This window comes from Variovorax sp. GW823-FHT04F07, from assembly GCF_058795995.1.
In genome coordinates this window covers 187,290-208,488 of the sequence record NZ_JBXAIG010000004.1, presented here as the reverse complement: position 1 = coordinate 208,488, position 21,199 = coordinate 187,290, and the positions used below count along the sequence as shown (strand labels likewise).

The window sequence follows — 21,199 nt, the reverse complement described above, 5'->3', positions numbered from 1 at the left end:
GTTCAGGGCATCGCCTTGGCCACGACCTGCGAACGCAGGCCCACGCCGAGGCGGTTCCACGCATTGATCTGCGCCACGGCGAGCGAGAGCTCGACGATTTCCTGGTCGCTGAACACGGCCTTCAGGGCTTCGAACTCGGCATCGCGATCGGCGTGGTGGTCGGCCAGGCGCGTGAGCGTCTCGGCCCAGTCCAGCGCGGCGCGCTCGCGTTCGTTGAACAGGCTCACCTCGCGCCAGGTGGCCAGGCTGTTGATGCGCTGCCAGTCTTCGCCCTGCACGCGCAGGTCGCGCACGTGCATGTCCAGGCAGTAGGCGCAGCCGTTGATCTGCGAGACGCGGGCAAAGACGAGGTCGATCAGCACCTTGCCGAGCGTGCTCGACTCGAAGCTGCCGTTGACGGCGATCATGGCCTGGAAGGACTTGGGGGCGAACTTGGTCCAGGCGAGACGGAGGGCGGGGGCTTGGCTCATGAGATGTACTCCAGGGTGGTTGAAGGAAACAAGCGAAATCCGCTTGCTACACCCTGAAGACGCGCCAGCCACCGGCCCTGTGACAGGCCGCGCGATTTTTTTCTTCAACCGCCCCGTTTGGCCGCGAACAGCTGGGCGATGCGCGCCAGCTTGTCGGGGTTGCGCTGGGCGCGGATGCGCACGATGCGCTCGCCCTCGATCTCGAAGGTCTGGGCCGATTCGAGTTCGCCGTCCAGAAAACGCAGCATCCCGGGCTCGCCGTTGAGCTCGACCAGCTCCATGCGCACGCCCGCGCCCATGCGGCGCCACAGCGAGAAGTACAGCTGCGCCAGCCGCTGGCTGCCGCGCAGGATCTTGCTGAAGGTCTGCACCTTGCCGCCGCCGTCGCCGATGAGTTCGACGTCTTCGGCCATCAGCGCCTTCAGGTCCTGCATGCTGCCGCGCGCAGCCGCGTCGGCGAAGGCGCGCAGCAGACGCTGGTGGGTCTCGCGCGAGACCTGGAAGCGCGGGCGCGCCTCCTGCACCTGGGTCTTGGCGCGGTGCACCAGCTGGCGGCAGGCGGCCTCGCTCTTGCCCAGGGTCTGGGCGATCTCGTCGTAGTCGGCGTCGAACACCTCACGCATGAGGAAGGCGGCGCGCGCCTCGGGCGCCAGCCGCTCGAGCACGGCCAGGAAGGCGACGGAGATGTTGTCGGCGCGCGCTAGCGTTTCCTCGGGCGTGTCGGGCGACCCGGTGAGGGTGGGCTCGGGCATCCACGGGCCGATGTAGTGCTCGCGCTGGACCTTGGCGCTGCGCAGCCGGTCGATCGACAGGCGCGTGACGACGGTCACGAGCCAGGCTTCGGCGCTGTCGAAACTGGCCTTGTCGGCCTCGTGCCAGCGCAGCCAGGCGTCCTGCACCACCTCTTCGGCCTCGGCCACGGAGCCGAGCATGCGGTAGGCGATGCCCTGGAGGCGGCGGCGGTGGCTGTCGAAGGTGAGGGTCGGGTCGTCCATGCCCGATTAGACGTTCGAGGCCGGCGGGCTGTGACAGCCGGCGCCCAAAAAAATCGCCCCGGCATGCGGGGCGATTTCATCGAGCTCTTGGGGGCGGCTCAGGCGCCCTGGTATTCGGGCTTGGGGCCCAGCGTGGCCGAGACTTCCTTGCGGTAGCGGTTCAGCTCCTGCACGGTCTTGAAGCTGCGGTTCATCAGCAGGCTCAGGTTGTGCAGGATGCGCTCGCCGACCTTGGTTTCCCAGCCGGCGTCGAACTTGATCTGCTTGTCCAGCCAGTGCTCGAGCCAGTCGGGGTCGGGCATGCGGCTCTGGATGGTGTCGTTCGGGAACAGCGCCTTGTTCACGTGCAGGTTGGTCGGGTGCAGCGCCTGGGCGGTGCGGCGCGCGCTGGCCATGAGCACGCCGACCTTGGTGAAGGCGGCACGGGCTTCGTCGCCGAACTTTTCCATGGCGCGCTTCATGTAGCGCAGGTAGGCGCCGCCGTGGCGGGCTTCGTCCTGGCTCAGCGTGGTGTAGATGTGCTTGATGACCGGCTCGGTGTGCCACTGGGCGGCGCGGCGGTACCAGTGGTTCAGGCGGATCTCGCCGCAGAAGTGCAGCATGAGGGTTTCGAGCGGGGGCGCCGGGTCGAAGTCGAAGCGCACCTCGTGCAGCTCCTGCTCGGTGGGTGCGTGCTGCGGGCTGAAGCGCTTCAGGTACTCCATGAGCACCAGCGAGTGCTTCTGCTCTTCGAAGAACCAGATCGACATGAACGCCGAAAAGTCGCTATCGTGCCGGTTGTCGCGCAGGAACATCTCGGTGGCCGGCAACGCCGACCACTCGGTGATGGCATTCATCTTGATGGTCTGCGCCTGCTCTTCAGTCAGCAAGGAAGCGTCGAACGACTGCCAGGGGATGTCCTTGTCCATGTCCCAGCGGACGGATTCGAGTTGTCTGAAGAGTTCCGGGTAGAGCATCAAAGTCTTTCAATGGCCGCCGATTTTAGTCGGGCCGTTTGGCGCGCCCGTGACAGACGCGCGATGATGTGCTTACGCGCGCGCTTGCGCCATAGATGCACACCCCCTTTTCGATCCAGGAGCCCGTCATGCGAACCCCCGCCCGATCGTCGATGCTGCGACGTTGCGCCACGGCCTTTTCACTCGGGGCGAGCCTTGTGGCCGCCCTCCCGGCGGGTGCCCAGACCGCCCCCGCCGCGCCCGTGGTGGGCGCTGCGGCGGGATGCCCGGCGATCCTGCAACACAGCTTCCCGCGGCTGCAGGATGAAAAGCCCCAGAACCTTTGCCAGTACTCCGGAAAAGTGGTCCTGGTGGTCAATACGGCCAGTTTTTGCGGCTTCACCCCGCAGTACAAGGGGCTGGAGGCGCTGGACATGAAGTACCGCGCCCGCGGCCTGGTGGTGCTGGGCTTCCCGTCGAACGATTTCTCCCAGGAATCGGGCTCCAACAAGGAAATCGCCGATTTCTGCGAAAGCACCTTCGGCGTGAAATTCCCGATGTTCGCCAAGTCGTCGGTGCGCGGCACCGACGCCAACCCGCTGTTCAAGCAGCTCGCGCAGGCCTCGGGCACGACGCCGAAATGGAACTTCTACAAGTACCTGATCGGACGCGACGGCAAGGTGGTGCAGGCCTGGTCGAGCATGACGGCGCCCGACGAGAACGGCTTCATCCAGGTCATCGAGAAACAGCTCGGCCCCAGCGGCGACTGACCGGCCCTGCAATGTGAACTTTGAGTCACAAACGTTTACCACTCGAACGGGAACCGTGCGGCGGCACCGCGCTCATACTTGAGCGTGGGCGGCCAAGGCCCACAGGTTTTCATGTTGCGAGGTCTTCCGGGCGCCTGCCGTCCGGTTGAAATCCCGAGGCGATTCTTCTCCTCCTCCCTCCCTCCCTCCTTCGTGTCGGGGCGCCTCGCAGCATTTTTGTCTTCCCGCCGACAGCGGGGCCCGCGATGACGCAGCGCCCCCTCGGCCTTCCCGCATGCGGTGGCCCGAACGGCCCCAAGAAAAAAGCGCCCCACGGGGCGCTTTGTCGTTTCAGGGCTGGGTGTCGATGAAGCTCGGCCGCAGCATGAGCTTGTCGTACAACTTGGCCAGGTTGGCGTGGTCGCCGCGCCAGTCGATCTCGGGAAACCGCAGCCCCAGCCAGCCCAGCGCGCAGCCGACCGCGATGTCGGACAGGCTCAGGTGGATGCCGCTGCAGAAGGGCTTGTCGCCCAGGCCCTTGGCCATGGCGGCCACGCCGGCCTGGACCTTGGCGCGCTGGCGCTCGATCCAGGCGGCGCTGCGTTCGCCGTCGGCGCGGCCGGTCCAGGTGGCTTCGAGCCGCCAGAGCACGCCGGCGTCCATGACGCCGTCGGCCAGCGCTTCCCAGGTCTTGACCTCGGCGCGCTCGCGGCTTTGCTGCGGAATGAGCTTGCCCACGGGCGACAGGGTGTCGATGTATTCGACGATGACGCGCGAGTCGAACATCGCCTCGCCGCCTTCCATGATCAGGCACGGCACCTTGCCCAGCGGGTTCGAATGGGCGATCGTGGTGTCTGCGGACCAGACGTCTTCGATCACGAACTGGTAGTCGAGCCGCTTTTCGGCCAGCACCACGCGCACCTTGCGCACATACGGGCTGGCGGCGGATCCGATCAGTTTCATGAAGGCTCTCTCCCCATCGCTTGTTAACGTTTGTTCGCAGGCATTTTAGGTGAAGGGAAAAAGACGGCGCCCGAATTCCCCCGCGGCGCGGCCACCCGGCGGCCGCCTAAAATTCGGGCATGAGCTTTTCCACCGTCTCCGCCCTCTCCCCCCTTGACGGCCGCTATGCGGCCAAACTCGCGGCCTTGCGCCCGCTGATGAGCGAACAGGGCTATATGCACCGTCGCGTGCAGGTGGAGGTGGCCTGGTTCATCGCGCTGTCCGACTGCGGCTTTGCCGAGTTCAAGCCCCTCACGGGCGGCGCCCGCAAGTACCTGATGGGGCTGGTGTCGCACTTTTCCGAGGCCGACGCGCTGGCCATCAAGGACATCGAGAAGACCACCAACCACGACGTGAAGGCCGTCGAATACTGGATCAAGTCGAAGTTCGAAGCCCGGCCGGAACTGCTGGCCGCCGCTGAATTCGTGCACTTCGCCTGCACCAGCGAAGACATCAACAACACCAGCCACGCCCTGCAGATCCAGGCCGCCCGCGACACCGTGGTGTTGCCGGCCATCGACGGCCTGATCGCCAAGCTGCGCGAAATGGCGCACCAGTTCGCCGACGTGTCGATGCTCTCGCGCACGCACGGCCAGACCGCCAGCCCGACCACCGTCGGCAAGGAAATCGCCAACGTGGCGGTGCGCCTGACCAAGGCCCGCGCGCAAATCGCCGCCGTGCAGCTGCTGGGCAAGATGAACGGCGCCGTCGGCAACTACAACGCCCACCTGGCCGCCTGGCCCGAGTTCGACTGGGAAGCCTTCAGCCGCAAGGTCGTCGAGACACCCGCGCCGCTGGGCCTGGGCCTGAGCTTCCAGCCGTACAGCATCCAGATCGAGCCGCACGACTACATGGCCGAGCTGTTCGACGCCGTGGCGCGCGTCAACACGATCCTGGTCGACTTCTCGCGCGACATCTGGGGCTATGTGAGCCTGGGCTACTTCAAGCAGCGCCTGAAGAAGGGCGAGATCGGCTCCTCGACCATGCCGCACAAGGTCAACCCGATCGACTTCGAGAACGCCGAGGGCAACCTGGGCCTGGCCAACGCGGTGCTGCGCCACCTGAGCGAAAAGCTTCCCATCAGCCGCTGGCAGCGCGACCTGACCGACAGCACGGTGCTGCGCAACATCGGCGTGGCCTTCGGCTACGCCACGCTGGCCTACGCGAGCCTGGCCACCGGCCTGGGCAAGCTCGAGATCAACCAGGAAGCGCTGGCCGACGACCTCGAGGCCTCGTGGGAAGTGCTGGCCGAGCCGATCCAGACCGTGATGCGCCGCTTCGGCGTGCAGGGCGCCTACGAACAGCTCAAGGAAGTCACGCGCGGCAAGACCGTGACGGCCGAGGCGCTGCACGGGCTGATCCGCTCGCTGGCCATTCCCGAGGAAGAGAAGACCCGCCTCCTGGCCATGACGCCCGCCAGCTACACCGGCAAGGCGGCCGAGCTGGCCCGTAGAATTTAGGCTTCCCCCGCGACGATCCGCCGGCCCGTGCCGCCCACGGCCGGTGCGCCTCGTTCGCCCACCGATACCTCCCAGCCAACGTGCCCTGTGCAGGGCACGCCAGCCGACAACCCTGACGGGACGCCTCGACGTCCCCGTTGTTCATGCGGCGCGCCCCACTGAGACGCCTCTGGCTCACGCTCCACCGATGGATCGGCCTCACGCTCGGGCCGCTGCTCGCCCTCACGGCGCTCCTGGGCGCCCTGCTGGTGGTGGCGCTGCCGCTCGACCGCGCAGCGCATCCTGAGCTCTTCACTGCGCGCAGTCACGGCAACGCGGCTCCGGCGCCGCTGGAGCCGCTGCGCCAACGCCTGCTCGCCGAGTTCGGCCCCGACACCAACCTCACGCTGCGCCCGCCGCGCCAGCCCGGCGACACGCTCTGGGTGCTGGTGCGCGGCCCGTGGGACGGCACGCTCTACCTCGACCCCGCTACCGGCGCCGAACAGGGCCGCCGCGGCACGCACGAAGGCGCCTACAACCTGCTGTTCGAGCTGCACAGCAGCCTGCTGCTGGAAGACACGGGCAAGGGCATCCTCGCCATCGCCGCGCTGGCGTACCTGTTCCTGCTGGTCACCGGCGTGGTGCTGTGGTGGCCGGCGCGCTGGCCGCCCTCGCTGCGCATCGTGCTGGACCGCGGCCTGCTGCGCGGGCTGTTCGACCTGCACCGCACCGGCGGCGCCGTGCTCGGACTGCTGATCGCGGTGTCGGTCTTCACCGGCGCCTACATGGCCTGGCGACCGCTGGGCGGCTTCATCTCGACCGCGCTCGGGCAGGTGCCCGCCAAGGCGCCGATCGTGCCCAAAGGCACCGCCACCGGCCCTCGCCTGCCGCTCGACGCGCTCGTCGCCCGCGCGCAGGCCGTGTTCCCCGGCCAGCCCATCGGCTACGTGCAGGTGCCCGGCCGATCGGACCGGCCGCTGCGCGTGCGCTTCCGGCTCGCCGACGACCCGCACCCGAACGGCATCGGCTCGGTGTGGGTGCATCCGGTCACGGGCGAGCTGCTCGGCGTGCGCCGCTGGCAGGACATGGACACCGGCAACGGTGCGGTGGCCGTGATCTACCCGCTGCACACCGGCGTGCTCGGCGGCGTGGTGCACCAGGCGGTCACCGCGCTGCTGGGCCTGGCGCTGGCCGGCCTCGGTCTGAGTGGCGTCTGGCTCTGGTGGCGCCGGCGTGCGGTGGCTGCGGCCGCGCGCAGCCAGGCACTGTCGCGCGGCGCGGCGCCCTGAACGACGCACACATCCCATCCCTTCATCCATCACAAATACATCGAGGAGGACTCCCTTGTTCCCGCACAAAAAAACCGCCATCGCCCTGGCCCTGCTGCCCCTGAGCCTGCACAGCTTCGCGGCCGACCCCGAGCCGTCGAAGTCGCTCGAGGCCATCACCGTCACCGGCGACTGGCTCGGCACGCCCACCGAGACCAAGGTGCTCGAGCACGCCGGCGCGCGCAGCATCGTCGAGCGCCAGCAGATCCAGGAAAGCGGCTCGGCCAGCGTGCGCGACGTGCTGCGCCAGGTGCCCGGCGTGCAGGTGCAGGAGAGCAACGGCACCGGCGGCAGCGACATCTCGCTCAACGTGGGCGTGCGCGGCCTGACCTCGCGGCTGTCGCCGCGCTCGACCGTGTTGCTGGACGGCGTGCCGCTGGCCTACGCGCCCTACGGCCAGCCGCAGCTGTCGCTGGCACCGGTGTCGCTGGGCAGCCTCGAGGCGGTCGACGTGGTGCGCGGCGCGGGCTCGGTGCGCTACGGCCCCCAGAACGTGGGCGGCATCATCAACTTCGTGACGCGCTCGATCCCCAAGCAGTTCGCGGGCGAAGTCGGCGTGGGCGTCGAGAGCGCCAGCCACGGCGGCGGCACCAAGACCACGCCCAGCCTGTTCATCGGCGGCACCAACGAGAACGGCCTGGGGCTGGCACTGCTGTACTCGGGCACGCACGGCGACGGCTGGCGCCAGAGCAACGACAAGACCCGCATCGACGACCTGATGCTCAAGGGCGCCTACCGCCTCTCGAAGACCGACGACATCGCGATCTCGCTGCACCACTTCGAAGGCAAGGGGCGCATGCCCGGCGGCCTGACGACGGCGCAGTTCGCGGCCAACCCGTTCCAGTCGGACCGCCCCTACGACGAGTTCACGGGCCGCCGCACCGACGGCTCGCTCAAGTACACGCACAACGACGGCGTGAACAAGTTCGAGATGCTGACCTACTACACGGACTCGTACCGCAGCAGCTACCTCGAGCAGGAAGGCACGGGCGCCAACGCCAACCGCCGCCGCCTGACCACCGCGCCGCGCAACTACAAGACCTACGCCTTCGAGCCCCGCTACTCGCGCCTGATCGACTCGGGCAGCGTGGTGCAGGAAATCAGCATCGGCGCGCGCTACCTGAAGGAAGAGGCCTCCGAGGTGGCCACGCGCAGCAGTTACTACCGGCCGGCGCCGGGCTTCGACGCCTACGCGCTCGCGCAGCCCGCGTACCAGACCAGCAAGGGCGGCACGACCGCGCATGCGTTCTACATCGACGACCGCATCGACTTCGGCAACTGGACGGTCACGCCCGGCGTGCGCTACGAGTCCTTCCGCTCGCACAACGACGTGTTCACGGTGGCCAACAACCGCATCACCAACGCGATCTACCCGAAGATCGACTCCAACGAGGTGCTGCCCACGCTGTCGGTGCTCTACCGCATGAGCGAGCGCTGGACGCTGTTCGCCAATGCCGGCGTGTCGTTCGGGCCGCAGCAGTACGCCCAGCTCGCGCAGTCGACCACCAGCCTGCACCCCGAGAAGGCCAAGACCTACGAGATCGGCACCAAGTACAAGGGCGAATCGTGGAGCGGCGAGCTGACGCTGTTCAACATCAACTTCGACAAGGAGCTGCAGCTGGCGCGCTCCATCACCGGCGACGTCGGCCAGTGGACCGACCTGGGCGCCACGCGCCACCGCGGGCTGGAGTCGGCGCTGCGCTACGACCTGGGCAGCCTGAGCGACGCGCTCAAGGGGCTGTCGGTGTCGGGCACCTACACGTACACGCAGGCCACCTCGAAGGCGGGCGTGTTCGCGGGGCGCGACCTGCCCTTCTACTCGCGCCATGTCGCGACGCTCGGCGCGCGCTACGAGCGCGGGCCGTGGACGCTCAACGCCGACCTCTACGCGCAATCCAAGCAGCGTTCGCCGGGCTCGCCGGACGACGGCGCGAAGTACATCACCGTGGAAGACCCGAGCGGGCGGCTGGGCGACATCCCGGGCTACGGCACGGTGAACCTGCGCGCGGCCTACGACTTCGGCCCCTCGCTGAGCCACCTGAAGCTGGCCGTGGGCGTGAAGAACCTGTTCGACCGCCGCTACTACAACCGTTCGGTCGACAACAACGGCGGCAAGTACGTGGGCCAGCCGCGCACGGTGTACCTGCAGGCGTCGCTGGCGTTCTGAGGCCGGAGGGGCGCGCGCATACACTCGCGCACCCATGGCTCTCAAATCCACCATCTTCAAGGCCACCCTCGCGGTGGCCGACATCGACCACGGCTACTACGCCGACCATGCGCTGACCCTGGCGCGCCACCCCAGCGAGACCGACGAGCGGATGATGATCCGGCTGGTCGCGCTCGCACTCAACGCGCACCAGCTGCAGGACATCTGCAACGGCGACGGCACGCTGGCCTTCGGCGCGGGCCTGTCGAACGTCGAGGAACCCGACGTGTGGCTGCGCGACTTCACGGGCCAGACCAAGATCTGGATCGAGGTCGGCCAGCCGGAAGACAAGCCCATCATCAAGGCCTGCGGCAAGGCGGACGAGGTGATCGTCTACTGCTTCAACCACGCGGCCGAGATCTGGTGGCGCGGCATCGAGAGCAAGCTCACGCGGCCGCAGAACCTGAAGGTCTACCGCGTGCCGACCGAGGCCTCGCAGGCGCTCGCCAGGCTGGCGCAGCGCAGCATGCAGCTGCAGGCGACGATCCAGGAAAGCACGCTGACGCTGGGTGACGGCGTCAACAGCATCGACGTCGAACTGCTCAAGTGGAAGTGAAGAGGCCGCGCGGCTAGGCCGCCGGCATCATCTCGCCGCACTGCCAGCACTGTTCGAAGCCGCCTTCGACCTGCTCGCCGCACACGCACAGCCAGCTGCGCTGCGGGCGGTTCTGCAGTTCGTGCAGCAGGCGCTTCGCGAGCTCGTACTGCGAGGCGTCGTCGATCCAGATCTCGGGCAGGCACTGGTCGGGCGGCAGCTGGCCCATGACCGCGCCGAGGAACTCGCGCTGCACGGTGGCGGCCACGCCCTCCTCGCACAAGGCGTGCGCCCACACGGTCGCGATCGCGAGGTTGGGGGCTTGCGCGAGGCGGCGCATGGTCAGGGGGCCCAGTTTTTCTCGTCGTCCGGGTCGAACTCGGGCTGCGCGGCGGAGGGCTCGGCCTCGCGTGCGCGTTCGGCATAGCGGTTGAACCGCCAGGCCGAGTCTTCCATGGTGATGCGGCGCCAGGTGACGCGCTTCTCGACCGGCGTCATGGCCGGCCAGTACTGCACCTCGTCGAAGCTGCGTCCGCAGCCCTTGCACTCGTCGTCGCCCTGGCTGGTCGAGCAGATCGCGATGCAGGGCGTGTCGGGCGTGTTGTGGTACCAGTCGAGCCAGGCGGCCCAGGCCTTGGCGGGAAAGCCGACCTCGTCGACCTCGTCTTCGTGGTGGAAGACCATGAGCGCGTAGACCTCGGCCAGCGCGCGCAACTCGGGCGCCAGCGTGATGCCGTCGGGCGAGGGAGACTTCTCGCGCCAGTGGTTGATGGCGGCCTCGATGTCGGTGATGTGGATGGCGGCCATGGAGAGTGAAAAAACAGCGAGCGGCGATCATAGTCCCGCAATGTCCCGCCCCTTCCTAGGGCCATATGCGCTCCCAAAAATGGAGCATCCAATGCCCGCTGCATGCGCCCCTCCGGACATTTGCCCTTAAATGTAAAGAAAACTTTTGGTTGCCTCGGCGCGGTCTTCAATGCTCTAATCCCGCCCACGAAGGGGAGTAGCTCCCGATCGCTGTCCCCGGGCAGCGTGAATCGTCAGGTCGTCAATACGAAGCACAACACTTCCGGCCTGTCGGGCGACACACGCGCGGACGCAGGTCGGCGCGCTTGCTGTTGTCGAGCGAGACCTTCGATTTGAACCTGCGCAGGTTTGGTCGAAGCGTTCGCAAGTCCCCGGTGTCACCCGGCCTTCGCTCCCCCGCTTTCGACCGCACCCGCGCAGGGTGAATCGAAACGCATCGGCATGCCGCTGCCCGTCGTGGTCCCCATCAGGGAGCTGCGGGCGTGGCGCCAAGACAAAGAGGAATCTATGGAACAGTTCATGGCCCCGGAATTCTGGGTCGCGGTCGGTCAGATCATCATGATCGACATTCTTTTGGGCGGCGACAACGCCGTCGTCATCGCGCTGGCCTGTCGCAAGCTGCCGCCCGCGCAACGCACCCAGGGCATCCTGTGGGGTACCGCCGGCGCCATCGTGCTGCGCGTGATCCTGATCTTCTTCGCGCTCACGCTGCTCGCGATTCCGTTCCTGAAGCTGGTGGGCGCGATCCTGCTGCTGTGGATCGGCGTGAAACTGCTGGCCCCCGACCATGACGACGCGCACGGCAACATCGCCGGCAGCGACCGCCTCTGGGGCGCCGTGAAGACCGTGATCGTGGCCGACCTGGTCATGAGCGTGGACAACGTGATCGCCATCGCCGGTGCCGCACAAGGCGCGGGCGACGGCCACCAGATGCCGCTGGTGATCTTCGGCCTGCTCGTGAGCATCCCGATCATCGTCTGGGGCAGCCAGCTGGTCATCAAGCTGATGGACCGCTTCCCGATGATCATCACGCTGGGCGGCATGCTGCTGGGCTGGATCGCCGGCACGATGGCCGTGTCCGACCCGGCCCTGGCGAACCCCGCCAACTGGACCTGGGTGCCGAAGGTGCCGCAGACCGACACCATCAAGTACGCCGCCGGCATCATCGGTGCGCTGCTGGTGCTGGCGATCGGCAAGTGGGTGGCCTCGCGCAAGCCGGCCCCCGCCACCCCGGCCCACTGAGCGTTCGTTGAACGATAAACGCCCCGCACTGAAACTTCTTGCATCAATCCGGTCTCTGTCACTCTAACTATCAAAGGAGAGCACTCATGGAAAAGATCATTCTTTACGTCGACGACGCCGTCTATGCCAGCGAGCAGTTCGCCGAACTGGCGCCGGATGCCGACAACGTCGTGGCGCGCCATTGGGTGCTCGTGGCCTGCGCGCCGCGCATGACACACCGGATCAGCAAATGGGTGAGCCACAGCGCGCGCGAGAACTGGCGCGCCAAGTGGTTCAGCAAGGTGCAGGCGCAGATGCTGCCGCTGCTCGAACGCAACGGCGGCCAGGTGACGGCGGTGCTGGCCAAGGGCCCGCTGACCGACCTGACGCAGCAACTCAAGCGCGAGCACGCGGCCACCCACGTGGTCGATGCGCGCCGCCCGAAGATCGGCGTCGACCTGGAACCGGTCACGCCCGACCAGACCCCGCCCAAGCAATCGGGCTGGGCCTTTCCTGGCGCCGTGATGGGCATGGGCGCGCTGCTGGTGCTGGCGAACGAGCTGGCCGAATAAGCCTGGGCGGGGCCACTCGCCCTGCCCTCCGAACCGACACAAGCCCCGCTGCGGCAACGCAGCGGGGCTTGTTCTTTTGTGCGGGCCCGTGGGGTATCCTGCGGCGCATGCGCATCCTCCTCAAATGGCTGCTCAGCGCCGTGGCGCTGCTCGCGGTCGCCTACCTCTACAGCGGCGTCCAGGTCCAAAGTTTCGGTTCGGCGCTGCTCGCAGCGGCCGTGATCGGCCTGCTCAACATGGTCGTGCGGCCGGTGCTGGTGATCCTGACGCTGCCGGTCACCATCGTCACGCTCGGGCTGTTCCTGTTCGTGATCAACGCCCTGCTGTTCTGGGCCGCCTCGGGCCTGCTCGGCGGCTTCCATGTGAACGGCTTCCTCGCCGCGCTGCTGGGCTCGCTGATCTACTCGCTGCTCGGGCTGCTCATCGAAAGCGCACTGGGCGGGCTGCTGTCCTCCCGGCGCTGAACGCCGCCCCTCGACGCGTCACTACTTCAGCGGCGGCTCCTCGGCCTGCTGCTTGACCAGCACGTCGACGGCGCGTGCGCGCGTGTCGATGATCGATGCCTCGTAGTGGTCGATGGGCGCACCCGACTTGCGGACCAGCTCCTGCGCCGCCTTGAAGCGGTCGCGCGCCGCCGGGTAGTCGAGGATCGCCACGTTGGCCTCGGCGTCGGCGCGGATCGCGCGCAGCGTGTCGTTCTGCGCGCCGTACAGATTGGCCAGCGTGCGCCAGGCCGTGGCGTCGCGCGGATGGACGGCCACCCAGTCGCGCAGCACGGGCACCATCGGCGCAGGCTGGCGCTGGGCGATCGCCGCTTCGGCCGCGAGGATCATCTCGGGCCGCTCCTTCGACTTGGCGTCGAGCAGCGCCGCCGCACGAGCGGCGCCGCCGGCCGCGAGTTCGATCTCGGCCTGCAGCCAGCGCGCCTGCTTGGACGCGGCCGCGTCGTCGGCCGTGCGGGCCACGAGCCGCTCGGCCAGCGCGCGCGCCGCCTTGAAATCGCGCAGCTCCTTGGCCGCCATCGCCGCCGCGTAGAGCGTGCCCGCCTGCTGGGCCGGTGAACTGCCCGCGAACTCGCCGCTCGACGCGGCATTGACCCACAGCCGCAGCACGTCGACGCCCGGGCGCGTCAACACGCGAGCGCGCGAGGCGACCATGGCGTGGTCCATCACCAGCGGCACCGTCGGCGGTGCCGCTTCGGCACGGAACTGGAACCGGCCCTGCATGTCCGAGATGCGCTCGGTCGTCAGCGGGTGGCTGCGCAGGTAGGGGTACGAGCCGTTGTCGTTCAGGCGCGAGGCGTACTGCAGCTTCTCGAACATCGCCGCGGCGCCCTGCGGCGCAAAGCCCGCCTGCGTCATCACGCCGAAACCGATGCGGTCGGCCTCGCGCTCCATGTCGCGCGAGAAGCTCAGCTGGTTCTGCATGAACAACGCCTGGCTGCCCATGATCACGGCCTGGCCGGCGTCGGAATTGCGGCTCTTGCTGGCGGCGATCATCCCGAGGATCAGGCCAGCGATCATCAGGGGCATCTGCTTGCCCTGCTTGTTCATGATGCGCGAGATGTGGCGCTGCGTGACGTGCGACAGCTCGTGCCCGAGCACCGTCGCCAACTCGTCGCGGCTGCCGACCGCGGCCAGCAGCCCCAGGTTCAGCCCGAGGTAGCCGCCCGGCAGCGCGAAGGCGTTGATGTTGCGGTCGCGCCCCAGCAGGATGGTCCAGGCGAAACGCTCGTCGAGCTCGGGCGTGAGCTCGCCGCGCGCGCGCGCAGCGGCCAGCAGGCGCTGCCAGATGTCCTGCACGTAGGCTGCGATCACCGGGTCATCGATGTAGTCGGTGTCGCGGTACAGCTCGCGCACGATCTGGTCGCCCAGCCGGCGCTCGGCACTGGCCGTCATCTCGCCGCCGTCACCGAGGCCCGGCAGGATCTGCTGCACCTGCGCCAGCGCGGGGGCCGGCAGCAGCACCTGGGAAGCTATCAAAAAAGTAGCGCACACCGCATGCCGGAGGGGCGTCGGGCGCGTTTTCTTGTGGGAAGAGGGAGTCAAGCGCGGCATTCCTCGTCTGTGGCTCGGGCTCGTATGATGCATCTTCAAAACGAACGTTCACCGATGAGCACCCTCACCCATTTTGACGCCCAGGGCCAGGCCCACATGGTCGACGTGGCGGCCAAGCCCGCCACCCACCGCGTGGCCGTGGCCACCGGCCGCATCGAGATGCAGCCCGCGACGCTGGCGCTGATCGAATCGGGCACCGCCAAGAAGGGCGACGTGCTGGGCATCGCGCGCATCGCCGGCATCCAGGCCGCCAAGAAGACCAGCGACCTGCTCCCGCTGTGCCACCCGCTGGCGCTGACCCGCGTGGCCGTGGCCTTCGCGCTCGCCGAGGGCGGCCAGGCGCCGCAGGTGGCCTGCACCGCGACCGTCGAGACCGTCGGCCCGACCGGCGTGGAAATGGAAGCCCTGACCGCCGTGCAGGTCGCGCTGCTCACCATCTACGACATGTGCAAGGCCGTGGACCGCGGGATGCGGATCACCGACGTGCATGTGCTGGAGAAGCACGGCGGGAAGTCGGGGAGCTACGTCGCGACTGCGGGCTGAAATCCAGCGGCTATAGCTCGGGCGCGTCGTCCGGGCGGTTGTCCAGCCAGCGGGCGAACGCGGCCGGAAACGCCACCCGGAAGCGCTCGGCCCATGCATGCGCCTCGGCATCGCGGCCCAGCAACTCGGCGCTTTCGATCAACTTCACGATGACGCGCGGCTCGGGCGAAAAGTGCAGCACGCGCCCGGCCAGGTCGTGCATGTGCGCGGCATTCGCCGGCGTGACGGCTGTCAGCGTCACCTCGGCGAAGTCCACCTGGCGTGAGAACAGCCATGAGCCCTGGAGCTTGGCGAGCGTGTCGTCGCGGTAGGCCGGCATGCGGGCCTCGCGCGGCAGGTAGATCTGGCTGATGCGGGTGTAGTCCCAGGCGGCGTAGCCGATGAGGGCCACCCAGGCTGCGGCGGCGGCGAAGGCGGCGAGCTTTCTGCCGTTCGCTTCCGGGCGCTTGGGCGATGCCGGCCACAGGATGCCGAGGCACAGCCCGAAGACCAGTTGGAACGGGCCGTACCAGAGCGGGTACTCGAGCAGGCTGTGCAACAGGATGACGCCGAGCAGGCCCCACGCCATCAGCCGCAAAGGATCGCGCTCGCGCCAAGGCTTCGCCGCACCCACCATCCACAGAAAGCCCCCGCAGATCAACAGCGCCGCCGGAATGCCCAGCTCGACGGCAAGGTGCAGCGGCAGGTTGTGGGCGTTGTCGAGGATCACGGGGAAACGCGGGCCGTTGTACAACGTGGCGAAGTGCGCGAAGCTGAGTTCGCCCCAGCCCCAGCCGGTAAGGGGGCGTTGGGCAATCAGGGTCAGGACGTTCTGCCAGAGGACGATGCGGCTGTCGGTGGTGACGACGGCGGGTTGCAGGCGGTGGAGCATGCCGGTGCCGGAAACCGCAGTGCCGGCACTGGCCAGATACGGCAACAGCCAATGAAATGCGACATACAAGGGAATCGCGCCGAACAGGACCCACGGCGCAGGAAGACCGAAACGCTCGCTCTGCGCGCCTCCTTGCGACTTGCGGCGCTCCCGCCATGCCATGACGGCGGCGATGCTGGCGATCAACAGCAATTGCAGCAAGCCCGTGCGGGACACTGACGCCTCCACGGCTGCGACCAGCAGAACGGCTGCGACACTCAACGCCCATCCAGTGCGTCGAGATCGCCGCGACGCATACAGCCATAACGCCGCGACCAAGGCAAGGTTGATCAGCGTCGCGAACTGGTTGCGCTGGCGAAGATTCCCCCAGGCACGTCCTTCGGAGGGAGAGGTGGTCAGGTGGCCAAGAAGCTCCGCCCAGCCGTAGTACTGGAGCAGGCCAAGGACCGCGGTCAGCAAGCCTGCGACGAGCAGGCCCACCGCCACTGCACGGGCATGCGGCCCTTGACCGCTGACCGCCCCCGCGCCAATGGAGGCTGCAGCGCCTATTCCCACGAACACGCCCAATGTGGGCCACAGGATCGCGGTGACTCGGCCCGCGTCTGACAGCACGACGAAGAACGCACTTGCGGCCACCCAGATCCACATCTTTCGTTGCAGAGGGGCTGTTGGCATCAGCACCAGCAGTCCTGCAAGGCATGCCCCTGTGACGAACGACTGCCAGGTATTGACTGAGGGTCCCGCGACCAACGGGCTCAAGAAAGGGAATGCCACCAGCCCCGCAAGCATCACGAGACTTGCGCGGTCGGCCACAGGTGCGGGGGCGCAGGCAATGTCAACGGTCATCCGTTGACATTGTGCCCTTGGCCCGAATTTCCGAACGGCGGCCCGGTCGGGCCAGAGAGCAACGCCCGACAACCCTGCCGGCGACAGCTCGCCGTACCGTCAGGATCTCAGAACGGCGGCGAAACCACCGGCCTCCAGGCGCGGCGCCAGACCTTGGGCGCCGAGCAGCCGTCACCGGCCTTCTGCGTGCCGCCCACCCCGGTCAGATAGCCGGTCTCGTTGGTGCAATCGACATCGGGCCTCAGGTCCGGCCGGCCTTCGTTCGGCTGGCCGATCATGTTGCGCGAACTCACGTTGCCACGCGTGAAGCCACCAGCAGGAATGGAGACGATCGAATAGAAATCGAAGCTGCCATTGGAATCGACGTCGAAGGAATACTTGTTCTTGCCCGTCAGCGCGTCGAGCACATAGATGATGTTGGGCAGGCTGCCGGTGGCCGTGCAGGACTCGAGGCCCAGGTTCCGGTCTTCCGGCAGGAATGACGTGATCATCACGCTGCTGCCCAGGTTGGCCAGGTCGCCCACCACGCGTTCACCGTTGGCCATGGCCCCGGTGTAGTTGATCACCCCCAGATTCAGCAACCACCCCTTTTTGGTTTTCCAGTCCACGGGGTTGGCGCTGACCTGGTAGAAATTCTTGCCATTCTCGATGCCGGTTCCCAGTTTCGCCGATCCCATGTCGATGGTTTGCGCCACCAGATCCGTGAGCACGACCTTGTTGAAGCCCGTCTTGTCGTTGCCCCCGATCGGCGTCTGGTCCCAGATGCCGTAGATGGCCTGCTTTGTTGCAGGCGTCGTCAGGTCGTCCTCGTCCAACAGGATGCCGGTGCCCACCACCACGATGGCGCCGCACTGCGACGTGGTGCTGTACGTGCAGGCGCTCGCGTCGCCGGGGTGGACCTGCCATGTCGGCGCCGCATAGATGGGCTGCGTCTTACCACCCGGCGTGGTGAACAGCGGCCGGTCATAGGACACCACGAACTTCGAACTACGCAGGTCGAAACGCCACAGATTGCCGTTGGCGTCACCGGCATAGGCAGCAACGATCTTGCGGGTGGTGTCCCGCACGGCGACTACACCGCCCAGGCCGCGGTTGCCGCCGGTGACGGCGTTGCCAAACGCGGCTGGCAGCGGGATGAATTTCTTGAGTTTTCCGGTGATCGCCTCCACCACGTACAGGCCGACCTGCTTACCCGTCGCCGGGTAGTGGCCGCTGCCCGTCAGCACAACCCAAGTGCCGTCGTCCAGCTGACCTGCGGTGGGGTTGTTGGTCACATTGGTCAGGTTGTCGTATCCCTCGGTCTTGTTGTTCAATTCCCAGAGAAAGTGATCCTTGGTCGGGGTCCGGTTCCCCGAGTTCATGGGTGACTCCAAGCCATACATGAAGCTGCCCGCGCGCCCACCCGTGCCGAACACCAGTTGGCGCCATGCGGCGGCTCCGCCCGCAGGGGTCAGGTTGTTCGTGTCGTACACGTCGTGCTCCACCAATGGCCCATCAAGCGTGTAGCGGAAGCGGAAATTCGAGTTGGCCAGATCGATCTGTGAGGCCATGGCCCCCTTGGGCATGAATTCGGCCAGTTCCGTACCGGCCGGAATGCCCGACAGCGTGGTGTCGTTCTTGGCGGCGTTCAGCACATGGACCTTGCCGTTGTTGGTGGCCGCAAAGATGGTCGGAGGCAGCGATGTCTTGTTGCCCTTATAGGCGGCATAGGTGTCCTTGCCATCGACCGAGCCATAGATGTTGTAGCCCATGTCGATACGTCCACCCACGAACACCGGCGGCGAATTGACCGAGGCGCCGATCGGTTGCTTGCGTGAGCGATAGACGGTGTTGTTGATGTCCTTCTGCGGGTCTTCACCCAACAGGTAGCGGATGAAGCTGCTGTCGGTTTTTTGCAGGTTGTCCGCATTCAACAGCGCCTTGAAGTCGAGCGGCAAATTATTCAGCGTCGTGTTGTAGTTCAACTCCACACGCTTGGTGGCGAGTTTGCTGGGCGCATTGGCGTCGTAGTCCGACAGGGAAAAAATCTTCCGGCTCGTCAGGGCCGGCATCCTGGCATTGGCGGACCATGCGGGAACTGCCTTGCCGGACGAATCCACGGAAAGATAGCCGCCGCTGGCATTCAGCTGGAAAGCCTTGATGTCGCCGCTGTTGTCGGCCGTTTGATATTCCGTCGTGTACTTGTATTGGTTTTCCAGTGTCTGGAATTCGCTGCTGTTGCCTGACACGGCCACACCGGCATCGTTGCCCGAACCCACCATGCTGCTGAGCGCATTGTCGAGAGCTTGGCGAACATCTTCACCCGAATAGACGCTGTACGCGCGACCACCACCAGTGAAGCCGGCGCGGATGAAGTCATCGACGCGCCGGGCATCGGCCGCACTGCCAGAGGTCGAGTTCAAATCGCCAGATGCCCACTTGGGACGCGTTGTTGAATTACCGGCAAGCCAATCGTTGTTGTATGCATTGATTTGTGCCCAAGTCAAACCGTTGGCCGTCCCAGACTCCCCCGACGGCGTCAACCCCCAGCCAATCGTGAAGGTTGTCATGTTCTGCCAGAAAGAGGGGTTGTGCTGGCCTTCAATGGGAGGGACGTTATTAGGCAGTGTGTCGGAGAAGTCCGTGCGCCAGAAGTAACGGGCTGTCAGGTCGGCGAAGCCGTAGCTGCTTGCCTCTCCATCGCTGTATGGGATGTAGAGATTGCGGGCTGCGAGCCTGGTTGCCAGATTGGTATTGCTGGACCCCGTGGCTCCGCTCGGGTTGAATTGAAGCGCGGCGGGGTTGCCAGACGGATTTCCGCTGTAATTCGTGCCTTGCGTGCTGGCATATTTGATATCGGCGTTTTTTGTGGTTGCAGAGTTCCACGCGCCATCGGACAACACGATCGAATAAGCGCGCCGGCAGCTCAGATCGTTGGTTGCGCTGGTTTCACCCGTGCTTGTCGGATCATTTTTCCAGGGATTTCCGTAAGTCGATTTGACGTCACCATTGTAATAGCCGGCTGCGAGGGACAACGTATTATGGCTTGGCGTTCCTTGAGCCGGAATGATTCCATAGATCCAGTTGTAGAACTGTGTCTTCCATTTCTTATTGGCATCATCTTTGTCGTCGCTGAAATACCGAACACCTCGTACGATGCTGGTTGCCGTTCCGCTTTTTTCGGTTGCCGTGTTGGTGTAGTTGTATTGAACATATCCCACACGAAACTTGTTGTCATAGTTTTGCATCGCCTGACCCACGGCCGTACTGACCGCGAGGGTGCGAGTGCGATACCAGCGATACCAATTGAGAATGTTTTGAAGCTCTTTTGCCTTGGTGCATTCGGTCGCATTTGCTCCGCAATCCGTACGCTTGTGCCCCGTGGGCAAAGTCACGCTGCCTGATGTCGGCGTAATATCTGTTGTGGCATTGGAGGAGCAGCTTGTGTTTGTGCATCGAACATAGGAAAATTTCGCATCACTGTCCACACTGCTCGCCGTCGTGTACGTGACATAGGACGGGACATAATTATCGTCATTGATCGTGTAATCGATGCCCGGCGCCGAATACGTAAATTTTCTGGATGATTGGTTGTCTATGAAAACAAGCGGATTGACTTCTGCGACACCGCTTGAATTGACTCGAGGCGAATAAGTAATCGAAGGGTTGTAGTACTGCGTATTGACGCTGCTCGATCGCATGCGATACCACGCGTAATCACACGAACTGCCTTTGCATCTTTCAGGCATCGAATACCCTTCCTGGTATTCGTACGCCATCGATCCTGAATTGTCCAGTACGAACATCAGGTTGGGCTTGGCGCCCGGCACTGCACTGAACAATGGCGCTTGGCTGGGCGAGCCGGCAGCAAACGCGCCGACCACAGGAAAAGCTGCAACAACGAGCGCAGCGATCAAACGGTGCGCGATCCGTCGAAAAGCGCGCCACGCGCAGGTTGTCTGCGTGGTCGGTGCAAGGGTCTGGAATGCAGTGTTCATCGCGTATTTCCCCGGGCGATCTGGTATTTCTTCAAGGGTGCCGTGAGGCCGGTGACGTGGTGCGACGCTCGTGGCGCGCAACCAACCGGATCTCAGGCGCTGCTATTTGTTTGAGCGGACCGTTGCGTTCGCTATTTCCAGCAATCCGCAACGTTGACGCCCGTGGCGGGGCTATCTACGCCTTTCACCCCTTGGCTGTTCAAGGTCAGCGTGCCGCACTTGTCTGCACTCATGCTCCCGGTGCGGGTGGCCTTGAGGGTGTAGCTGTGCGTGGTGTCGGGCGCGAACACGGCAACGGTGTAGTTGGCAGTGCCCGTCTTGGGCGAATTGCGAAGGTGCTCGGGAAGCATGCTGACGTTGCCATTCTTCTGTTCGACCTCAGCGGCGCTGCTCCCCCCCGTGCTGGCGGTGTAGCGGTCATTGGCCGAGTAATAGCGCTGCATGAACTGCGCGGCTTCCATCAGGATGGCTTGGGCTTCCGCACGTTTGGAACGGCGCACGTACTCCTGATAGCTCGGCAACGCGACGGCCGCGAGGATGGCAACGATCGCGACGACGATCATGACTTCGATCAAGGTGAAGCCGCGACGAGACCGACGGGAATCGAAAGGTAGGTGTGTCATAGCGGAGAGAGACGGGTGCATGG

Annotated in this window: 19 protein-coding genes; 9 read left to right on the top strand and 10 right to left on the bottom strand. The window is 65.8% G+C overall.

Annotated features, from left to right (window positions below):
• Positions 1-2 precede the first annotated feature (2 nt).
• The 3 genes from AC1RAA_RS20070 to AC1RAA_RS20060 all read right to left on the bottom strand — a co-directional run bounded on the left by AC1RAA_RS20070 (position 3) and on the right by AC1RAA_RS20060 (position 2,421).
• The gene (locus AC1RAA_RS20070; RefSeq protein ID WP_062475252.1) at positions 3-470 is read right to left on the bottom strand and encodes a carboxymuconolactone decarboxylase family protein; all 468 of its coding nucleotides are present in this window, start codon (positions 468-470) and stop codon (positions 3-5) included.
• A gap of 104 nt (positions 471-574) precedes the next feature.
• Positions 575-1,465, bottom strand: coding sequence for an RNA polymerase sigma-70 factor (locus tag AC1RAA_RS20065; RefSeq protein ID WP_492730238.1), 891 nt, complete (start codon positions 1,463-1,465; stop codon positions 575-577).
• Between the two features lie 98 nt (positions 1,466-1,563).
• A complete protein-coding gene (locus tag AC1RAA_RS20060) occupies positions 1,564-2,421 on the bottom strand; it encodes a ferritin family protein (protein ID WP_062475258.1) in 858 nt (285 codons plus the stop codon).
• A gap of 128 nt (positions 2,422-2,549) precedes the next feature.
• On the opposite strand from AC1RAA_RS20060, the gene AC1RAA_RS20055 reads away from it, so the two are divergent.
• A complete protein-coding gene (locus AC1RAA_RS20055; protein ID WP_492730236.1) occupies positions 2,550-3,170 on the top strand; it encodes a glutathione peroxidase in 621 nt (206 codons plus the stop codon).
• A 330-nt stretch (positions 3,171-3,500) separates the two neighbouring features.
• On the opposite strand, the gene AC1RAA_RS20050 is transcribed toward AC1RAA_RS20055, so the two are convergent.
• Positions 3,501-4,112: a glutathione S-transferase N-terminal domain-containing protein gene (locus AC1RAA_RS20050; protein ID WP_492730234.1), complete on the bottom strand. Its 612-nt coding sequence runs from the start codon at positions 4,110-4,112 to the stop codon at positions 3,501-3,503.
• A gap of 119 nt (positions 4,113-4,231) precedes the next feature.
• Between AC1RAA_RS20050 and purB the strand changes: the two genes are divergently transcribed.
• The 4 genes from purB to AC1RAA_RS20030 all read left to right on the top strand — a co-directional run bounded on the left by purB (position 4,232) and on the right by AC1RAA_RS20030 (position 9,680).
• On the top strand, positions 4,232-5,611 hold the full coding sequence (purB, locus tag AC1RAA_RS20045; RefSeq protein ID WP_095950454.1) for an adenylosuccinate lyase: 1,380 nt from the start codon (positions 4,232-4,234) through the stop codon (positions 5,609-5,611).
• A 143-nt stretch (positions 5,612-5,754) separates the two neighbouring features.
• Positions 5,755-6,879 (top strand): PepSY-associated TM helix domain-containing protein, encoded by a 1,125-nt coding sequence (locus AC1RAA_RS20040; protein ID WP_492730232.1) that lies wholly within the window; start codon positions 5,755-5,757, stop codon positions 6,877-6,879.
• A 55-nt stretch (positions 6,880-6,934) separates the two neighbouring features.
• Positions 6,935-9,085, top strand: coding sequence for a TonB-dependent receptor family protein (locus tag AC1RAA_RS20035; protein WP_492730230.1), 2,151 nt, complete (start codon positions 6,935-6,937; stop codon positions 9,083-9,085).
• 34 nt (positions 9,086-9,119) lie between these two features.
• Entirely contained in the window at positions 9,120-9,680 is a 561-nt protein-coding gene (locus AC1RAA_RS20030; protein WP_159279170.1) for a YaeQ family protein, read from the top strand.
• A 13-nt stretch (positions 9,681-9,693) separates the two neighbouring features.
• Here the strand turns inward: AC1RAA_RS20030 and AC1RAA_RS20025 are convergent, their stop codons facing one another.
• Together AC1RAA_RS20025 and AC1RAA_RS20020 are read right to left on the bottom strand one after the other, a co-directional pair.
• Positions 9,694-9,999 carry a DUF2007 domain-containing protein gene (locus tag AC1RAA_RS20025; RefSeq protein ID WP_492730228.1) on the bottom strand — a complete coding sequence of 102 codons (306 nt, stop codon included), beginning with the start codon at positions 9,997-9,999 and terminating at the stop codon, positions 9,694-9,696.
• Positions 10,000-10,001: 2 nt separating this feature from the next.
• A complete protein-coding gene (locus AC1RAA_RS20020) occupies positions 10,002-10,466 on the bottom strand; it encodes a DUF3717 domain-containing protein (protein ID WP_492730226.1) in 465 nt (154 codons plus the stop codon).
• Between the two features lie 507 nt (positions 10,467-10,973).
• Here AC1RAA_RS20020 and AC1RAA_RS20015 point away from each other — a divergent pair.
• The 3 genes from AC1RAA_RS20015 to AC1RAA_RS20005 all read left to right on the top strand — a co-directional run bounded on the left by AC1RAA_RS20015 (position 10,974) and on the right by AC1RAA_RS20005 (position 12,723).
• Positions 10,974-11,708 carry a TerC family protein gene (locus AC1RAA_RS20015; protein ID WP_062475282.1) on the top strand — a complete coding sequence of 245 codons (735 nt, stop codon included), beginning with the start codon at positions 10,974-10,976 and terminating at the stop codon, positions 11,706-11,708.
• A gap of 86 nt (positions 11,709-11,794) precedes the next feature.
• Positions 11,795-12,259: a hypothetical protein gene (locus AC1RAA_RS20010; protein ID WP_062475284.1), complete on the top strand. Its 465-nt coding sequence runs from the start codon at positions 11,795-11,797 to the stop codon at positions 12,257-12,259.
• 107 nt (positions 12,260-12,366) lie between these two features.
• On the top strand, positions 12,367-12,723 hold the full coding sequence (locus tag AC1RAA_RS20005) for a phage holin family protein (RefSeq protein ID WP_095747298.1): 357 nt from the start codon (positions 12,367-12,369) through the stop codon (positions 12,721-12,723).
• A gap of 21 nt (positions 12,724-12,744) precedes the next feature.
• On the opposite strand, the gene AC1RAA_RS20000 is transcribed toward AC1RAA_RS20005, so the two are convergent.
• The gene (locus AC1RAA_RS20000) at positions 12,745-14,316 is read right to left on the bottom strand and encodes a M48 family metalloprotease (RefSeq protein WP_492730224.1); all 1,572 of its coding nucleotides are present in this window, start codon (positions 14,314-14,316) and stop codon (positions 12,745-12,747) included.
• 54 nt (positions 14,317-14,370) lie between these two features.
• Between AC1RAA_RS20000 and moaC the strand changes: the two genes are divergently transcribed.
• The gene (gene moaC, locus AC1RAA_RS19995) at positions 14,371-14,859 is read left to right on the top strand and encodes a cyclic pyranopterin monophosphate synthase MoaC (protein WP_492730222.1); all 489 of its coding nucleotides are present in this window, start codon (positions 14,371-14,373) and stop codon (positions 14,857-14,859) included.
• A 10-nt stretch (positions 14,860-14,869) separates the two neighbouring features.
• On the opposite strand, the gene AC1RAA_RS19990 is transcribed toward moaC, so the two are convergent.
• The 3 genes from AC1RAA_RS19990 to AC1RAA_RS19980 all read right to left on the bottom strand — a co-directional run bounded on the left by AC1RAA_RS19990 (position 14,870) and on the right by AC1RAA_RS19980 (position 21,128).
• Positions 14,870-16,576: a PglL family O-oligosaccharyltransferase gene (locus AC1RAA_RS19990; protein WP_492730220.1), complete on the bottom strand. Its 1,707-nt coding sequence runs from the start codon at positions 16,574-16,576 to the stop codon at positions 14,870-14,872.
• 107 nt (positions 16,577-16,683) lie between these two features.
• Complete coding sequence (locus tag AC1RAA_RS19985; RefSeq protein WP_492730218.1) at positions 16,684-20,553, bottom strand: pilus assembly protein; 3,870 nt, start codon at positions 20,551-20,553, stop codon at positions 16,684-16,686.
• Between the two features lie 131 nt (positions 20,554-20,684).
• Positions 20,685-21,128, bottom strand: a complete 444-nt coding sequence (locus AC1RAA_RS19980) for a type IV pilin protein (protein WP_492730216.1) — start codon at positions 21,126-21,128, stop codon at positions 20,685-20,687.
• Between the last annotated feature and the right edge of the window lie 71 nt (positions 21,129-21,199).